The organism is Variovorax sp. RTB1 (genome assembly GCF_035018765.1).
Taxonomy (GTDB): domain Bacteria; phylum Pseudomonadota; class Gammaproteobacteria; order Burkholderiales; family Burkholderiaceae_C; genus Variovorax.
This window is the reverse complement of the sequence record NZ_JASJXG010000076.1, coordinates 1-15,204: the sequence shown is the minus strand read 5'-3', so window position 1 is coordinate 15,204 and position 15,204 is coordinate 1. Positions and strand designations below refer to the sequence as shown.

The 15,204-nt window shown below is 64.4% G+C and carries 15 protein-coding genes; 10 read left to right on the top strand and 5 right to left on the bottom strand.

Annotation, left to right across the window (positions count from 1 at the left end; genetic code table 11):
* Nucleotides 1-89 precede the first annotated feature (89 nt).
* From QN397_RS25290 to QN397_RS25275, 4 genes are all read left to right on the top strand, one after another.
* Entirely contained in the window at nt 90-896 is an 807-nt protein-coding gene (locus QN397_RS25290; RefSeq protein WP_323502336.1) for an NUDIX hydrolase, read from the top strand.
* 100 nt (nt 897-996) lie between these two features.
* Nucleotides 997-1,995, top strand: coding sequence for a D-glycerate dehydrogenase (locus QN397_RS25285; RefSeq protein WP_323502335.1), 999 nt, complete (start codon nt 997-999; stop codon nt 1,993-1,995).
* A gap of 10 nt (nt 1,996-2,005) precedes the next feature.
* Nucleotides 2,006-2,779, top strand: a complete 774-nt coding sequence (locus QN397_RS25280) for an SDR family NAD(P)-dependent oxidoreductase (RefSeq protein WP_323502334.1) — start codon at nt 2,006-2,008, stop codon at nt 2,777-2,779.
* A gap of 20 nt (nt 2,780-2,799) precedes the next feature.
* Nucleotides 2,800-3,834, top strand: a complete 1,035-nt coding sequence (locus QN397_RS25275) for an L-idonate 5-dehydrogenase (protein ID WP_323502333.1) — start codon at nt 2,800-2,802, stop codon at nt 3,832-3,834.
* Between the two features lie 16 nt (nt 3,835-3,850).
* On the opposite strand, the gene QN397_RS25270 is transcribed toward QN397_RS25275, so the two are convergent.
* The gene (locus tag QN397_RS25270) at nt 3,851-4,861 is read right to left on the bottom strand and encodes a LacI family DNA-binding transcriptional regulator (protein ID WP_323502337.1); all 1,011 of its coding nucleotides are present in this window, start codon (nt 4,859-4,861) and stop codon (nt 3,851-3,853) included.
* A 147-nt stretch (nt 4,862-5,008) separates the two neighbouring features.
* On the opposite strand from QN397_RS25270, the gene QN397_RS25265 reads away from it, so the two are divergent.
* The 5 genes from QN397_RS25265 to QN397_RS25245 all read left to right on the top strand — a co-directional run bounded on the left by QN397_RS25265 (nt 5,009) and on the right by QN397_RS25245 (nt 11,933).
* Nucleotides 5,009-6,592, top strand: a complete 1,584-nt coding sequence (locus QN397_RS25265) for a sugar ABC transporter ATP-binding protein (RefSeq protein ID WP_323502332.1) — start codon at nt 5,009-5,011, stop codon at nt 6,590-6,592.
* Nucleotides 6,589-7,740 carry an ABC transporter permease gene (locus tag QN397_RS25260; RefSeq protein ID WP_323496046.1) on the top strand — a complete coding sequence of 384 codons (1,152 nt, stop codon included), beginning with the start codon at nt 6,589-6,591 and terminating at the stop codon, nt 7,738-7,740. The genes QN397_RS25265 and QN397_RS25260 overlap by 4 nt, the downstream gene beginning before the upstream one ends.
* Complete coding sequence (locus QN397_RS25255; protein ID WP_323502331.1) at nt 7,737-8,849, top strand: substrate-binding domain-containing protein; 1,113 nt, start codon at nt 7,737-7,739, stop codon at nt 8,847-8,849. The genes QN397_RS25260 and QN397_RS25255 overlap by 4 nt, the downstream gene beginning before the upstream one ends.
* A 580-nt stretch (nt 8,850-9,429) precedes the next feature.
* Nucleotides 9,430-10,725 (top strand): hypothetical protein, encoded by a 1,296-nt coding sequence (locus QN397_RS25250; protein ID WP_323502329.1) that lies wholly within the window; start codon nt 9,430-9,432, stop codon nt 10,723-10,725.
* Complete coding sequence (locus QN397_RS25245) at nt 10,719-11,933, top strand: OmpA family protein (protein ID WP_323502328.1); 1,215 nt, start codon at nt 10,719-10,721, stop codon at nt 11,931-11,933. The genes QN397_RS25250 and QN397_RS25245 overlap by 7 nt, the downstream gene beginning before the upstream one ends.
* 46 nt (nt 11,934-11,979) lie before the next feature.
* Here QN397_RS25245 and yghU read toward each other — a convergent pair whose 3' ends face one another.
* Nucleotides 11,980-12,837 carry a glutathione-dependent disulfide-bond oxidoreductase gene (gene yghU / locus QN397_RS25240; RefSeq protein ID WP_323502327.1) on the bottom strand — a complete coding sequence of 286 codons (858 nt, stop codon included), beginning with the start codon at nt 12,835-12,837 and terminating at the stop codon, nt 11,980-11,982.
* A gap of 40 nt (nt 12,838-12,877) precedes the next feature.
* Nucleotides 12,878-13,135, bottom strand: a complete 258-nt coding sequence (locus QN397_RS25235; RefSeq protein ID WP_323502326.1) for a hypothetical protein — start codon at nt 13,133-13,135, stop codon at nt 12,878-12,880.
* 231 nt (nt 13,136-13,366) lie between these two features.
* Here QN397_RS25235 and QN397_RS25230 point away from each other — a divergent pair, with 231 nt between their 5' ends.
* Nucleotides 13,367-13,897 (top strand): OmpH family outer membrane protein, encoded by a 531-nt coding sequence (locus QN397_RS25230; protein WP_323502324.1) that lies wholly within the window; start codon nt 13,367-13,369, stop codon nt 13,895-13,897.
* Between the two features lie 14 nt (nt 13,898-13,911).
* Here the strand turns inward: QN397_RS25230 and QN397_RS25225 are convergent, their stop codons facing one another.
* Together QN397_RS25225 and QN397_RS25220 are read right to left on the bottom strand one after the other, a co-directional pair.
* A complete protein-coding gene (locus QN397_RS25225) occupies nt 13,912-14,502 on the bottom strand; it encodes an NAD(P)H-dependent oxidoreductase (RefSeq protein ID WP_323496053.1) in 591 nt (196 codons plus the stop codon).
* Between the two features lie 276 nt (nt 14,503-14,778).
* Nucleotides 14,779-15,204, bottom strand: a 426-nt coding sequence (locus QN397_RS25220; RefSeq protein ID WP_323502323.1) for an ATP-binding protein, incomplete at its 5' end; no start/stop codon positions are given.

The following is a 15,204-nucleotide window of genomic DNA, read 5'->3' as shown; positions in this document are numbered from 1 at the left end:
CAGCGGCGCGGCTGGAATGTGCCGGAGCGCATCGCCATCGCAGGCTTCGGCGACTTCGAAGTGGCGCGCAGGGCCTCGAAACCTTCTTGATGCGCCGTGCGATCGAGGCCAGCGTGCTGGGCGGCGTGCATGTCTTTCCGGGCGGCAAGCTCGATGCAGCCGACCCGCTCTCGGTGCATCGGCTCGATCGCGACGCAGGGGATCTGCACGCGGCGCTCGGCGAGCCAGAGCTCTCGGCGCCAGTCGCTGCGGCCATCCACGTGGCGGCGCTGCGCGAACTCTTCGAAGAGGCCGGCGTACTGCTGGCCGATGGTTCCGATGGGCTCTGGCAACCCCCTGCTTCGGCCTTGGACTCGACTCCGCTTCCGCGCGATGTGCCGTTCGAATCGATGCTGGACGCGCTCGGCCTGACGCTGTCGAGCAGCCTCATCGCACCATGGTCGCGCTGGATCACGCCGGTCATACCCAACATGCCGCGCCGTCGCTTCGACACGCGCTTTTTCGTGGCTCGAATGCCTGTGGGTCAGACCGCCGATGTCGCAGACCACGAGTCGACGATTGGCCGCTGGCTCGGCGCGCGCCAAGCTCTGGAGATGTACTGGCAGCGCGAGATCGAATTGGCACCGCCGCAGATCATCACCCTCGCCCACCTGTCGCGCTACGCCAGCGCCGATGAAGCGTTCGACGCCGCGCGTGCCACGCCGCCACGGCTCATTCATCCGGTTCATATTGAGGTCGATACGGCGCGCGTTTTTTGCTACCCAGGCGACGTGGCGCATGGCGACCGCGAGCGTGCGTTTCCGGGCGTGTCGAGGCTGGTGTTGCGCGATGGCCGATTCGAACCATTCGATGGCTTCGAAGCATTCTTCGCGGACTCCGCCACGCAGCGTCTCTGATGCTTCACCAACCTAAGTTCAAAAAAGTTATCTTTGCGTGAGCCCATTTCGCCGAATACGCTCGTTCTGCACACAACAACCAGCATAAAGAAGACAAGCCATGACCTCCGTCCTCATCACCCGAGCCACCTTCCCCGACATCGCCCAGCGCCTGCGCGATCACTTCGAGGTCGAAGACAACCCGAATGACACGATCTGGAGCGCTGACGAACTGAAGCAACGCCTGCACGGAAAGCAGGGCGTGATGAGCCATGGCAGCGAGCGCATCGACGCGGCATTGCTCGACGCCTGCCCGACGGTCAAGGCGGTCTGCAATGTCGGCGTCGGCTACAACAACGTCGATGTCGCGGCCTGCACGGCACGTGGCGTGCTGGTGACCAACACGCCCGACGTGCTGACCGAAACGACGGCCGACCTGGGCTTCGCGCTGATGATGGCGACGGCCCGGCGCCTGGGCGAATCCGAGCGCTTCGTGCGTGCCGGAGAGTGGAACAAGGGCGGCATCTTCGACCAGTTCGCCGGCGCCGACGTGCACGGCGCGACGCTGGGCATTCTGGGCATGGGCCGCATCGGCCGGGCCATCGCGCGGCGTGGTGCGTTGGGCTTCGGCATGCAGGTGATCTATCACAACCGCACGCAGCTGGATACCGCGACCGAAGCGACCATCGGCGCCCGCTATGTAGACAAGGCCACGCTGCTGCGCCAAGCCGACCACCTGGTGCTGGTGCTGCCCTACTCGGCCTCGTCGCACCACACGATCGGTGCCGAGGAGCTTCGCCTGATGAAGCCGACCGCCACGCTGACCAACATCGCGCGCGGAGGCATCGTCGACGATGCGGCGCTGGCCGCTGCTCTGAAGGCGGGCACCATCGCTGCCGCCGGCCTCGATGTGTTCGAAGGTGAGCCGCGAATTCATCCGGCCCTGCTCGGGCTCGCCAACGTCGTGCTGACGCCGCACATCGGCAGCGCGACCATTCAGACGCGCCGTGCGATGGCGTCGCTCACGGTCGACAACCTGATCGCGGCACTCGGCGCCGGGCCTCATGCCGGCAAGCCGCCGACGCCGGTCAATCCCGATGTGCTGACGACAGCGCAATGAAAGATCTGTCTTGAACGCCATCCTCAAAAGCTTCGACCTCACCGGCCGCACTGCACTGATCACCGGCTCGAGCGCCGGCATCGGCTTTGCCCTGGCCCGCGGACTCGCCGGCGCGGGCGCACGCATCGTGCTGAACGCACGCAACGCAGACAAGCTCGAAGCCGCTGCAGCCACATTGCGCGGCGAAGGCGCCGACATCGTGACGGCCAGCTTCGACGTCACATCCGGTGAAGCCGTCAAGGAAGCGGTCGACCGCATCGAGCGCGACATCGGCCCCATCGACATCCTCATCAACAACGCCGGCATGCAGCGCCGTGCGCCACTCGATCAGTTCGAAGAAGCGCACTGGCACGAGCTGATGAAGACCAACCTCGACAGCGTCTTCCTCGTCGGCCAGGCGGTGGCGCGCCACATGATCGGCCGCAAGCGCGGCAAGATCGTCAACGTCTGCTCGGTGCAGAGCGAGCTGGGCCGCCCGGGGATCGCGCCCTACACCGCCAGCAAGGGCGCGGTGAAGATGCTGACCAAGGGCATGGCGATCGACTGGGGCCAGCATGGCATTCAAGTGAACGGGCTCGGGCCGGGCTATTTCAAGACCGAGCTGAACGAAGCGCTGGTCAAGAACGAGGACTTCTCCAAGTGGCTGATCGGCCGCACGCCGTCGCGGCGCTGGGGCGACGTCGAAGACCTGGTGGGCGCGGCAGTGTTCCTGTCGAGCGCCGCGTCGAACTTCGTCAACGGCCACATCCTGTACGTCGATGGCGGCGTGACGGCACAGCTTTAAAAATCAAGGACACACAAAAAGTGGAAGCACTCGTCATTCACGCGCCCGGCGATCTGCGCGTCGAAACCTATGAAACCGCGCCGCTCGGCCCCGACCAGTTGCAGGTGCGCGTGCGCTGCGGCGGCATCTGCGGCTCCGACCTGCACTACTACCAGCACGGCGGCTTCGGCACCATCAGGATCAAGGAGCCGATGGTGCTCGGCCACGAGGTAGCCGGCGTGATCGAGGCGGTCGGCGCGGACGTGCGTGGCTTCGCGGCCGGCGAGCGTGTGGCGATCAGCCCGAGCCGGCCGTGCGGTGTCTGCAAGTTCTGCCAGCAAGGCCTGCAGAACCATTGCCTGGACATGCGCTACTACGGCAGTGCCATGCGCACGCCGCACGTACAGGGTGCCTTCCGTCAGCAGATCGTGGTCGAGACACACCAAGCCCACAAGCTCGCGGATTCGGTCAGCGACGGCGAAGGCTCGATGGCCGAGCCGCTCTCGGTCGCGCTGCATGCCGTGCGCCGTGCTGGCTCGCTGCTCGGCAAGCGCGTCCTGGTCACGGGTTGCGGCCCGATCGGCGCGCTGGCGATCATCGCGGCGCGGCGCGCTGGCGCAGCCCATATCGTTGCCACCGATGTCGGCGCGCACACGCTGGGCAAGGCGCTGAAAGTCGGTGCCGATGAAGTCGTGAACGTCGCCGAAGAGCCCGATGGTCTGGCGCGCTTCACCGCCGACAAAGGCAGCTTCGACGTGCTGTTCGAAGCCAGCGGCAACGCACGTGCGCTAGTGGGCGCTTTCGATGCGGTGCGACCGCGCGGCATCATCGTGCAGCTCGGCCTGGGTGGAGAAATGACGCTGCCGATCAACACCATCGTGGCCAAGGAGTTCGAGCTGCGCGGTGCCTTCCGCTTCCATGAAGAGTTCGCGATGGCGGTCGAGTTGCTGAACAAGGGCCTGGTCGATGTGAAGCCGCTGATCTCGGCAACGCTGTCTTATCGCGATTCAGCGCGGGCGTTCGCACTGGCAGCGGATCGGTCGCAGGCGATGAAGGTGATTCTGAACTTCGATTGAGCAAGACGTCTGCGCTTCAGGTGCTTTCGCGCTGCGCGATCTGAAAAGGCGTGCGCACTGTTTCAGGTGGCAGTCGCGCACCGTTACGCGCAGCTTCGATCGCCCGCAACAGCAGTTCACCGGCAGCACGGCCGATGCCGGCGCAATCGATGGCGACGGTCGTGAGCCGCGGATGGCAACTGCGCGCCACTTCGAAGTCGCCGAAGCCTGCGATGGCGATGCGCTCCGGCACATTCCAGCCGCGCCGCTGGCACTCGGCCAACGCGCCGAAGGCCGACAGGTCTGACACCGCAAGGACGGCATCCACATCGGGCCATTGCTTCATCAGGAGCGCCATCGCTTCTCCGCCCTGCTCCATCGAGATCGGTGGTTGGCCGAACGAGATGACCCGGCCAGCCGGCAGCTTGAGTTTTCGGACGGCATCGACATAACCGCGCCTGCGGTCGGCACCGCGCGTGTCGCGGTTCGATGTGCCGCCGATGAAGGCAATGTTCCGATAGCCCTTGCCGTGCAGATGCCGCACCAGTGCACCGCTGGCTTCGGCGTTGGAGAAGCCGACCGTGTGTTCGATCGGACTTTGCGGCAGGTCCCATGTCTCGACCACCGGAACGCCCGAGGCGAGCAACGTCGCGCGCGTCGCTTCGGTATGGCTGCCGCCAGTCAGGATGACGCCTTCCGGCCGGCGCATCAGCATCGCCTTGACCCACCGCTCTTCGTTCTGGATCCGGTAGTCGGAATAGCCGAGCAGCAACTGCAGGCCACTGCCCTCGACCGCCGCCATGATCCCGTTCACCGTGTCCGAGAAGTTCGAATTGTTGAGCGACGGGATGATCGCCGCGATGAAGCCGGAGCGCTTCGACGAGAAGGTGCGCGCGGTCTGGTCGACCACGTAGCCCATCTCCGTGCAGGTCTGCAGGATGCGTTGCCGCAGCGCCTCCGACGTGGTCCGGTCGCTCTGTGAGGCGCGGCTCAAAGCCCGCGACACCGTCATCTTCGACACGCCGACGCGTGCCGCCACGTCGGCCATGGTCACCTGGCGTCCTGGGTCGGGGGTAGCGCGAGAAGGCATCGTTTGTTTTCGAGAGCGCATGCGAATCATATTTAGGAACGTGCCGATCGGTCGCTCCGGGTAAGCACCAGTTACCGGTAACGCAACAAGGGCGAAACTGCGTCGATGACCGAAGTTTTGCACCCGCGAGGCAGCGGCGCCTCGACGCCGTACAGCGAGACATTGCTGCGTTTCGATGGGATCAGCAAGCGCTTCGGCGGCACGCAGGCGGTCGACGACGTCACGCTCGACGTTTGCAGCGGCGAGATCCTCGCGCTGCTCGGCGAGAACGGCGCGGGCAAGTCGACACTCATCAAACTTTTGGCAGGTATCTATCCCTCTGACAGCGGCGAGATCTTCTTCAAGGGCCGGCCGCAAGACGCCTGGCGCAGCAGCGATCGACGGGCGCAGCCGGTGGCCTTCATTCACCAGGATCTGGGCCTGGTCGAGTGGATGACGGTGGCCGAAAACGTCGCGCTCGGCATGGGCTATCCACGGCGCTTCGGCCTGATCGACTGGAAGGCGGCGAACCGTGCGGCCGTGCGCGTGATGGCGCGCGTCGGCTGCGACATCGATCCTGAACGTCGCGTCTTCTCTCTTACGCGGGCGGAGAAATCCTTGCTGGCGATCGGCCGCGCGCTCGAGGTGCAGGCCCGCCTGCTGGTGCTCGACGAACCTTCCGCCAGTCTGCCGATGGCCGATGTGGAACGCCTCTTCGGCGTCTTGCGCGGTCTGCGCAGCCAGGGCATGGCAATGATCTATGTGTCGCACCGGCTCGACGAAGTCATGGCCATCTCAGACCGCGCAGCGGTCATGCGCGACGGCAAGCTCGTCGCGATCAAAACGACCTCGCAGACGAACGAAAGCGAACTGGTCAGCCTGATCGTGGGCAAGGCGCTGTCGGCGGGCGTGGCCAAGGCGGCGTGCCGTGCCAGTGCGGGCGCCGAGCCGGTGTTGCAACTCGACGGCGCGGCCAGCGGCAACGCCGGGCCCATGAGCTTCGAAGTGTGCCGCGGTGAAGTGGTCGGCCTGGTCGGCCTGCGCGGTGCCGGGCATGAGGCGATCAGCCGCGCGCTGTTCGGCCGCGAGCCCTTGTCGGCCGGACGCATGCGGCTGCTCGGCCACGAGGTGTGCTTCAGCACCCCGGCAGATGCCATTCGGGCGGGGGTGGCTTACGTCGCCAGCGAGCGACTGGAAGAGAACCTCGCGGCCTCGATGTCGGTGCTCGAAAACCTGTTTCCGAATCCTTCGCTGCATGGTGATAGCGGCATCTCTTTCAACCGCCGGCGACGCGAGCACGCCAGTGCGCTCCGCCTGATAGAGCGCTTCGATATCAACCCACCGGCGCCCGGCGCCGAGGTGCAACAGCTCTCCGGCGGCAACCAGCAGAAGGTGGTGCTGGCGCGCTGGTTCGACCTCGACAAGCCGCTCGTGGTGCTTGAAGAACCCACGGCCGGTGTCGACGTCGGCGCCAAGCGGCAGATCTACGGCGTGCTGCGCGAGCGCGCTGAAGCTGGCAGCGCGCTCGTCGTGGTGTCGACCGACTTCGAGGAAGTCGCCACCGTCTGCACCCGCGTGCTGGTGTTTCGCGACGGCTTGATCGCAGCCGAGCTGACGGACGCCGAGATCACGGTGGAGCGCCTGCTCGCAATGGCCGCTGGCGGTGCATTGCATGCCGACACCCAACACACAGAGGAAGTCTTCGCATGAGCAGTTCCATCAAGTCCACGGCACTGGAGCCGGACAAGTCGCTCGATGGTGAGGCGCTCACGCTGGTGCAGCGGTTCGGCCGCGCCATTCCGGTGTACGGCCTTGTCATGCTCACCGTGGCGCTGGCGCTGCTGTTCTCGCTGCTGCTGCCCGACACCTTTCCGACGCTGTTCAACCTGCGCGCCATCCTGTCCGACAAGTCGGTGATCGCGCTGCTCGCGCTGGCCGCGACGATCCCGATGATCACCGGCAAGATCGACCTCACTGTGGGCTACGGCATCGTGCTGTGGCACATCCTCGCCATCAGTCTGCAGACGCGATTCGGTGTGCCGTGGCCGCTCGCGGTGCTGATCGTGCTGGCTTGTGCGGCGCTGTTCGGCGTGCTCAACGGCCTGCTGGTCGAGCTGGTGCAGATCGACTCGTTCATCGCCACGCTGGGTACCGGCACGGTGATCTACGCGCTCGCCATGTGGCATAGCGGTGGCCGTCAGGTGGTGGGCGATCTGCCCGATGGTTTTGTCGGCCTCGCCGGCGGCAGCTTCCTGGGCTTGCCGATCGCAGCGTTCTACGTGCTGGCCGTCGCCGTGACACTGTGGCTGGTCACCGAATTCACGCCGCTCGGCCGCGCACTCTACGTGATCGGCGCCAACCCCAAGGCGGCCCAGCTCAACGGGATCTCGGTGCGCAAGCACGTGATGGGCGCCTTCGTGGCGTCGGGCTTGCTGTCGGGCTTTGCCGGCGTGCTGCTGGCCTCGCGGCTGCAGATCGGCCAGGCCAGTGTCGGCTTGGAGTTTTTGCTGCCGGCGCTGGTCGGCGCCTTTCTCGGCTCCACCACCATTCGGCCCGGCCGCGTGAACGTCTGGGGCACGCTGGTCGGCGTGGCGATTTTGGCAATCGGCATCTCGGGCATCCAGCAATTCGGCGGCGCCTTCTATGTCGAACCGCTGTTCAACGGGCTCACCCTGCTGGTGTCGATCGGCATCGCGGGGTATGCGCAGCAGCGCCGCAACCTGTCGATCAAGCGGCGCATCGCCGAGCGACAACTGGCATTGGACCCGCAGGAAACACCTTCGACGCTCCCTCTCAACTCCCTCACCTCTCTCGCTTCCCTCGCTTCCATTACAAAACCAACGGAGACATCAAGATGAAGACTGTTCGCACCCGCATCACCACCGCGGTCCTCGCGCTCTGCACGGCCGGCCTGGCCGGGCACGCGCTGGCCGACGATTTTCTCGACGCCGCCAAGCAGAAGGTAGCCGTCGCGACCATGAGCCAGGAGAAGTGGGACGGCCCCACCACCGGCCCCAAAGCCGCAGCGGGGGGCACCATCGTGTTCGTCGCGGGCGACATGAAAAACGGCGGCATCGTCGGCGTGTCGAAGGGCGTCGAAGAAGCCGGCAAAGCCATCGGCTGGAACGTGCGTGTGATCGACGGCCAGGGCTCGGTCAGCGGACGCACGGCCGCGCTGAACCAGGCGTTGGCACTCAAGCCGGCCGGCATCGTGGTGGGCGGCTTCGACACCACCGAGCAGAAGGTGGCTTTCGAGAACGCGGCCAAATCCGGCGTGCCGCTGGTCGGCTGGCATTCGGGTGAAAAGCCGGGCCCTAATGAAAAAGCCAGCCTGTACGCCAACGTCACCACCGTGACCGACGACGTCGCCGATGTGGCCGCTTCGTGGGCGGTGGTCGACTCCGGCGGCAAGGCCGGCGTGGTGATCTTCACCGACTCGCAATACGCGATCGCGCTCTACAAGGCCAAGGCGATGGAAGCCGTGATCAAGAAGTGCGGCGGCTGCACGGTGCTCAGTTTCGAAGACAGCCCGATCTCCGAAAGCTCGACCCGCATGCCGCAACTGACGACGTCGTTGCTGCAACGCTTCGGCGACAAATGGACCCATTCGCTGGCCATCAACGACCTGTACTTCGACTTCATGGGCCCGTCGCTTTCAGCCGCCGGCAAAAAGGGTGACGGCGGCCCCAAGGCGGTATCGGCCGGCGACGGCTCCGAAGCGGCCTACCAGCGCATCCGCAGCAAGCGATTCCAGGCCGGCACGGTGCCGGAGCCGCTCAACATGCAGGGCTGGCAGGTCGTGGATGAACTGAACCGCGCTTTCAACAAGGTGGCCTGGTCGGGCTACAACCCCAAGGTGCATCTGGTCACGGTCGAAAACGTCGGCAAGGACGGTGGCCCTAAGAACATCTTCGACCCGGACAACGGCTATCGGGATCAGTACAAGCGGATCTGGGGCAAGCCGTAAATAGCCACTGACCCACCGGAAAGACGCCTTCACCCCGCATCGAAGGGGGAATCGATGGCGCGCGTCGGGGCTCTGCAGAGCTTCGGCGCGTATCTGCAGCGGGCACAGCAACCTGGTTAGCCGCAACTGCAGCAGATCGACCTCTGCGGCGTCGGTACAGTTTTGCCTGCATGCCCTCGTCCGACGGCGCAGGCCGGGTTGGGCCGGGCATTACGCGCAGGGTCCGCAGCTCTAACTAAAGTTGTAAGTGAACCTTTTTCATTTACGATTGTTAACTTATGTGAATCTCTCTGGACCTACGGCCCAACTCGCTGTCGGCCACCGTCTGCCTTGATACCAAGTCCTTTGTGCGCCCTTCTTTCCTTGTCATCCTGCCTCGCCCCTTGGCGCTTGCAGACCACCCCTCAACGATGAGCAGATACGCGCCGCACACAGCAATAGTCGCGCGTGAAAGTGACTCTTCCTTTGCAGTCGCAACGCCGTCAAGCGAGTGAACCGGTCTACGCCCAGTCACTCGATCGTCTGCAGCGTTTTGTGCCTTCAGCCCGTCTCGACAGCCGAGTGGGACGGCAGCGCGCGGATGGAGTGGCACGCACAGCTTCAGGCGCTCCTTGCCAGTCTCCTGGCCGGCGTGCCGGAACCGGACCGCACCATCCTCCCGGCCGGGGAAGGCGTCGGCATCAGTTTTCAGAATCACGTGGATGCCGCGTTGACCGCAGCGTTCCGTTTGGCCGACTGGATGCGCCAGGACGGCTCGCAGCCGTCGAGGGCGGGTCTTCACCTTGGATCTTTGGTCGCGCGCAAGGACGTGAACGGGATGCCCAGTTTCTTTGGCGAGGGGATCAACGTTGCCGAGCATGTGATGCAGCATGCCCTCGTCGGCGAGATCCTGGTGTCCGGCGCCTTCCATGTTTCGGTGTCGGACTTGTCTGTGGCGCACCGGGCAGCGTTCAGGCCGACCGATGGTTTCACCGAAGAAAATGGTCGGCGAATCGAGACCTTCCTGCTGCAGGTGCCCGAGCCCGCGCTGCGTGCTCATCTCGAGCAGCTCTATGGCGCCAGTACCCCGGCTCCAATCCCGACGACAGTACCTCGCGCCATACACGTCGCGCCACCCGAAGCGCCTCCTCTCACAACCCAGCAGCAGATTCTGAAGGCGATCAGCACGTGGGTATTTCCGTTCAATGCGCTGGCGGCGTTCGTCGGCCTGGCCATCTCGGGACTCGAGCGGCTGGCACCCGGTGGCTCGCTGACGCGCATCGGATTTGCCGTCAGTTTTGGTGTCGCCGTGCTGCTGGTCTTGCTGGACGTGTCGCGCGTCACGAAGAGGCCGCACGGGTTGTGGATGCAACCCGGTGCTGTATTGACCAGGCTGGCCAGTCGCGCGACCTCGGTACTGGCGGGAGTCGTCACGATCATGTTCGGCGTGGGGGTGCTGCTGCTGTCAGCGTCGGCGTCGCACGACACAGCGACGGCCGACGCTCACGCGCCTGCAACTCCGGCCGCCGTTACACCCTCGGCACCCTCGGCACGCTTGGCACCGCCGACGCCGGTGTCCGTTACCAATGCGGTTCCGTCGCCTGCCATCACTACCCCGGCTCCGCCAGCGATGGTGGCGCCTGCGCCACCGAAGGTCGCTGATCGCATACCGGACGCGGTTCCAGCGCCCAAAGCCACTTCTTTGCGTATAGCGAAGCTGCCGTCGACAACGACCCATCGCGTCGAATCCCCATCGACTGTCGCAGCCATCCCGCAAGCCGAAAGATCCGCCGCCGAACCTGCTGGCGCCTCCCGCTGCAGCGAGATCGTCATGCGCGCCTCGGCAGGTGCGCCACTGACCAGTACCGACCGAGAAACCCTGAGAACCAGATGCTGATCACCCAAACCCAACTTCAACGGCTCGCACGGGCCGCGCTCCTGGGCTGTGCCATGGCCCTGGTCGCCTGCGGCGCGCCGCGCGTATCCGAGCGCGACATGGCCATACCCTTCGATGAGGCACTCGACCAGTCGGTCGACGACCTCTTCGCGCAAACTCAAAAGCTACCGACTTTCATGGCAACGGTGGAGTCCCGCCTGAAGGCGCCGCGCATCATCGTGGTCGACCCGATGCTGGACGGCACCAGTGGGCAGCAGACCGAGGTCACGCGCATCGCCGAACAGCGCGTGGCCGAACGCGTGCGCTCGCGCTTCAAGCAGTTCACTGTTTCGGCCTTCGACGCCACCGGCCTGGCCGGCGCCCAGTTCGTGTTGAACGGCACTCTGACCCAGACCAGCAGCACGGCCGGCGCCGCGCAGTACCGCCTGAGTCTTGCGCTCACCGATATCAAGACCGGGCTGGTGCTGGCCCAGACTGCTTCACGTGTGGGCGACAACAATCTGAATACCAGTCCGACCGCCGTCTACCGTGACAGCCCGGTGATCGCGAAAGACCGCGTGGTGGAAGGCTACATCCGCACCTCGCAGACCAAGGCCGGCATGCCTGCGGATGCGCTCTATCTGGAACGGTTGCCGACCTCGGCATTGCTCGCCGACGCCAACGCGGCGTACAACGAGAAGCGCTATACCGAAGCGCTGGCGCGTTACGAGGCCGCATCGCTGCGCCCGGACGGCCAGCAGATGGGCATCTACAGTGGTCTGTACCTTTCGCAGACGCAGCTCGGCCAAACCGATGCGGCGGAGAAAACTTTTGGGCTCATGGTGCGGCTGGGCCTGGCCACCAACAACTTGAGCGTGAAATTCCTCTTCAAGCCAGGAACGACCGACTTCGTGGTCGACACCCGGGTCAGTGGGCCGTATCCGATGTGGCTGCGCCAGATCGCGCGTCAGAGCGCGTTGATCGAGCAATGCGTTGTGGTGACCGGGCACACCAGCCGCACCGGCTCCGAGCAGATCAACAACCGGCTGTCGCTGCAGCGCGCAACGTACGTCAAGCGGCGACTCGAAACCGAAGCCCCCGAACTCACACGCAAGCTGCGTGACGCCGGCCTTGGATTTCGCGAAAACATCGTGGGGACCGGAACGGACGACTTGCGTGATGCGCTCGACCGGCGCGTCGAGTTCAAGGTGATCGCCTGCAACGGCTAAGGCAGCATGAAACGGCTGACCGTCGGCGAGCCCCGGAGCCACGACGTCACGGCTTGGTCGTCATGTCGAAATCGCTGGCGTCATGGCGTTCGGGCATCTGCTCGGCCGCGTCGCCCCACACTCGATTGACCCTGCGCCCGCGCTTCACCGCGGGCCGCGCCGCGATCTGGTCCGTCCATCGCTGGACGTGCGTGTACGACGCGACCTCCAGAAACTCCGCCGCCTCGTAGACCAGCCCCTTGGCCAGCGCGCCGTACCAGGACCACACCGCCATGTCGGCGATCGTGTAGTCGTCCCCTGCCAGATAAGGTGACTCCGCAAGTCGCCGGTCGAGCACATCGAGCTGGCGCTTCACCTCCATTGCGAAGCGGTCGATCGCGTACTCGATCTTGGTCGGCGCATAGGCATAGAAATGCCCGAACCCACCGCCGAGGTACGGCGCACTGCCCATCTGCCAGAAGAGCCATGACAAGCACTGAGCACGATGCGCTGGTTCGGTCGGCAAGAAGGCGCCGAACTTTTCGGCGAGGTACACCAGGATCGCACCCGACTCGAAAACCCGGATCGGCGTCGGCCCGCTGCGGTCCATCAGCGCCGGGATCTTGGAGTTGGGATTGATGTCGACGAAGCCACTGCCGAACTGATCGCCTTCGTTGATCTTGATCAGCCAGGCGTCGTACTCGGCGCCCTGGTGGCCGAGTGCCAGCAACTCCTCCAGCATGACCGTCACCTTGATGCCATTTGGCGTTCCCAGCGAATAGAGCTGCAAGGGATGGCGGCCTATGGGCAGCTCTTTGTCATGCGTCGGCCCGGCGATCGGGCGGTTGATGTTGGCGAACTTGCCGCCGTTGCTCTTGTTCCAGGTCCAGACTTTGGGTGGGATGTAGTCTGATGATGCTGTCATGTGTCGATCTCGATGTGTGTAGGGCCAAACATCCAGTGGATCATGAAAGCCGAACCTCCGCAGGGCGACGTCTTGAGCGGCGCTTCACAAACGCAAGCATCCCCCACCACACCCCGACCAGATTCAGAACGATGCCAAGTGAGACAAGCCGTCCGGCCGTTTCCGCAAAGCCCGGCGTGGCGTCCAGCATGAGCAGGCACAGCGACCAGGGCAGCGCGCCGAGGATCGCCACCACCAGCAACGAGCCGTCAGGGCTCGGGCTGCATGCCGATGCCACAAGCAAAGCACCGCCGATCATCAGCGCGATCGGTATCAGCCACAGTGCGCGTACGGGGCGTTGGCGTGCAGTAAATAACATGCCGAAATTTTCGCGCGCCTTTTATGACCGAGTCGGTTCGGTGCCGAACACACGAGCCCACATCACCAAACGGTGTCCCAAGGGTTAAGACTCCCAATTTTTGGGTGCGCCGGCCAAGCATGGGATCATTCGAGTCGAACCGACCTCTCTCTGACCAGCCTCTCCCAACAAATGTTTACCCGTACCCACAGGCGACTCGTCTCTTCTTTCTGCGTGCTGCTTGCCTTGGCCGCTTGCGGCACTGCGAGCGCGCAGCAGTTCCGGCTGGGCTATGTCAACGTCGATCGAGTGATGCGGGATTCGGTTCTGGGCAAGCGCGCCGAAGAAGCGCTTGAAGTCGAGTTCGCGGTCCGGGCCAAAGCCGGCAAAGACCAGGCACAGGCATTCAGCTCAGCCGTCGCCCGGCTCGAGAAAGACATGCCCAATCTGAGCGACGAACAGCGTCTGGAGCGTCAGCGCCGGCTGGGCGAACAGCAGCGCGAATTGAATCGCGTCAGCGAGGCGTTCAAGGCGGACCAGGAGCGCCGGCGCGGCGAAGAGCTGCAAAAGCTGCTGGAAGCCACCTCGCGCGCGGTCAAGCAGGTTGCAGAAACGGAGCGCTTCGACGCCATCCTGCAGGAGATCGTCTATATCCGGCCGGCTTACGACGTCACCGACAAAGTACTGAAAACACTCGATTCGGCGGTCAGCGGAAACAAGTAGCAGACCTCGATAAATCAGTAAGGCGGCACCTTGCGCGCCCTCTGCTCGCGCGTGGCTTCGGTCCACCACGCCAGGTCGTCGGCAAAGCGTCCGAACGACTTGTCGAGTGCGGCACCGGGCGCTCCCGTTGCGTGGCCCTCGCTGTCCAGCGTCTGCGAGATCGGGCCGACCGCGAGCGTGCTCGACACCACCACCATGCCCATCTCCGACAGGATCTGATGCCAGATCGAGCCTGATCGCACACCGGAGAACCGACCTGCCGAATAGCTCGCCACGGCAGCCGGTCGCCAGAACCATTCTTCGAGGAAGTGGTCGGTCAGGTTTTTCAATCCGGGTTGTGGACCCCAGTTGTATTCGCCGGTGATGAAGATGAAGGCGTCCGCGGTGCGGATCTTCTCGGCGAGCGCTTCCATAGCGGCCGGTGCCGCGCCTTTCGGGTACTCCTTGTACATGCGGTCGAGCATCGGCAGGCCGACGGCTTGCGCGTCGACCAGCTCGGCAGCGGCACCACGCGCCGTGAGCATCGACACCACGTAGTCGGCCAACCGGATGCCCATGCGATCGGACCGGTACGAACCGTAGAAAACCAGGATTTTGTCGGCCATGAATGCTCCGCCTTTTCTCTGAAAAATTATCGGATCGCGAGAGTCTTGCACATCGCGGCATGACGCTTTTCATGGGCGCTCCTAATGAATCGCCCCGGGATTGAACTGACCCCAGAAGTTGGACATTGTGATCTCGCCGATCAGGCGGTGTTTCTCGTCCGGTATTGCACCGGGCTGAGCCCCTCCGAAGCGAGTCATCTTCGCCGGCGTCTTGCCGACCTGTAGGCAGGCCTTGCAATTCTCGCCAGCACGCGGATTGCAAGGTGCTGGACTGGGCTATTGAAATTGCTTTTCCGCATGCAGCAAAGGAAAGCCGATCGCGAAAGTCGTGCCTTCACCGACAGTGCTCTGGCCGGAGATCCAGCCGCCATGTGCGGCCACAACCTGCCTGACCATTGCGAATCCGAAGCCGTGCGTCCTGGCATCGCGCGGCGCAACGTTGTGAGCCGCTTCAATGTCTTGTTGAGAAGCGGAAAGCTTGGCGGCCTCGGTCAGGCCCTGGGCCCCGCGATCGAGCAGCGCATCCAGCACGGCCGGTGCCATGCCGGTGCCTTCGTCCTGAATACTGACCACAGCCTCAAGTCCTTTCTCGACGTTGCAGTTCGCCCAAATAATATCGCCGGGTGCACTGTGCCGAATCGCGTTTTCCAAGAGATTGGCGAACACTCGCAGCAGCATTCCTCCGTCCGCGCGCACGAGGTC

Bases quoted from the DNA above. Each gene is read 5' to 3' on its own strand.
- QN397_RS25270 (WP_323502337.1), bottom strand. From the start codon at position 4,861: ATGGCCGACGTGGCGGCACGCGTCGGCGTGTCGAAGATGACGGTGTCG.
- QN397_RS25235 (WP_323502326.1), bottom strand. From the start codon at position 13,135: ATGATCGGCGGTGCTTTGCTTGTGGCATCGGCATGCAGCCCGAGCCCT.
- QN397_RS25265 (WP_323502332.1), top strand. From the start codon at position 5,009: ATGACCGAAGTTTTGCACCCGCGAGGCAGCGGCGCCTCGACGCCGTAC.
- QN397_RS25285 (WP_323502335.1), top strand. From the start codon at position 997: ATGACCTCCGTCCTCATCACCCGAGCCACCTTCCCCGACATCGCCCAG.
- yghU (WP_323502327.1), bottom strand. From the start codon at position 12,837: ATGACAGCATCATCAGACTACATCCCACCCAAAGTCTGGACCTGGAAC.
- QN397_RS25255 (WP_323502331.1), top strand. From the start codon at position 7,737: ATGAAGACTGTTCGCACCCGCATCACCACCGCGGTCCTCGCGCTCTGC.
- QN397_RS25245 (WP_323502328.1), top strand. From the start codon at position 10,719: ATGCTGATCACCCAAACCCAACTTCAACGGCTCGCACGGGCCGCGCTC.
- QN397_RS25250 (WP_323502329.1), top strand. From the start codon at position 9,430: ATGGAGTGGCACGCACAGCTTCAGGCGCTCCTTGCCAGTCTCCTGGCC.
- QN397_RS25230 (WP_323502324.1), top strand. From the start codon at position 13,367: ATGTTTACCCGTACCCACAGGCGACTCGTCTCTTCTTTCTGCGTGCTG.
- QN397_RS25290 (WP_323502336.1), top strand. From the start codon at position 90: ATGCGCCGTGCGATCGAGGCCAGCGTGCTGGGCGGCGTGCATGTCTTT.
- QN397_RS25225 (WP_323496053.1), bottom strand. From the start codon at position 14,502: ATGGCCGACAAAATCCTGGTTTTCTACGGTTCGTACCGGTCCGATCGC.
- QN397_RS25260 (WP_323496046.1), top strand. From the start codon at position 6,589: ATGAGCAGTTCCATCAAGTCCACGGCACTGGAGCCGGACAAGTCGCTC.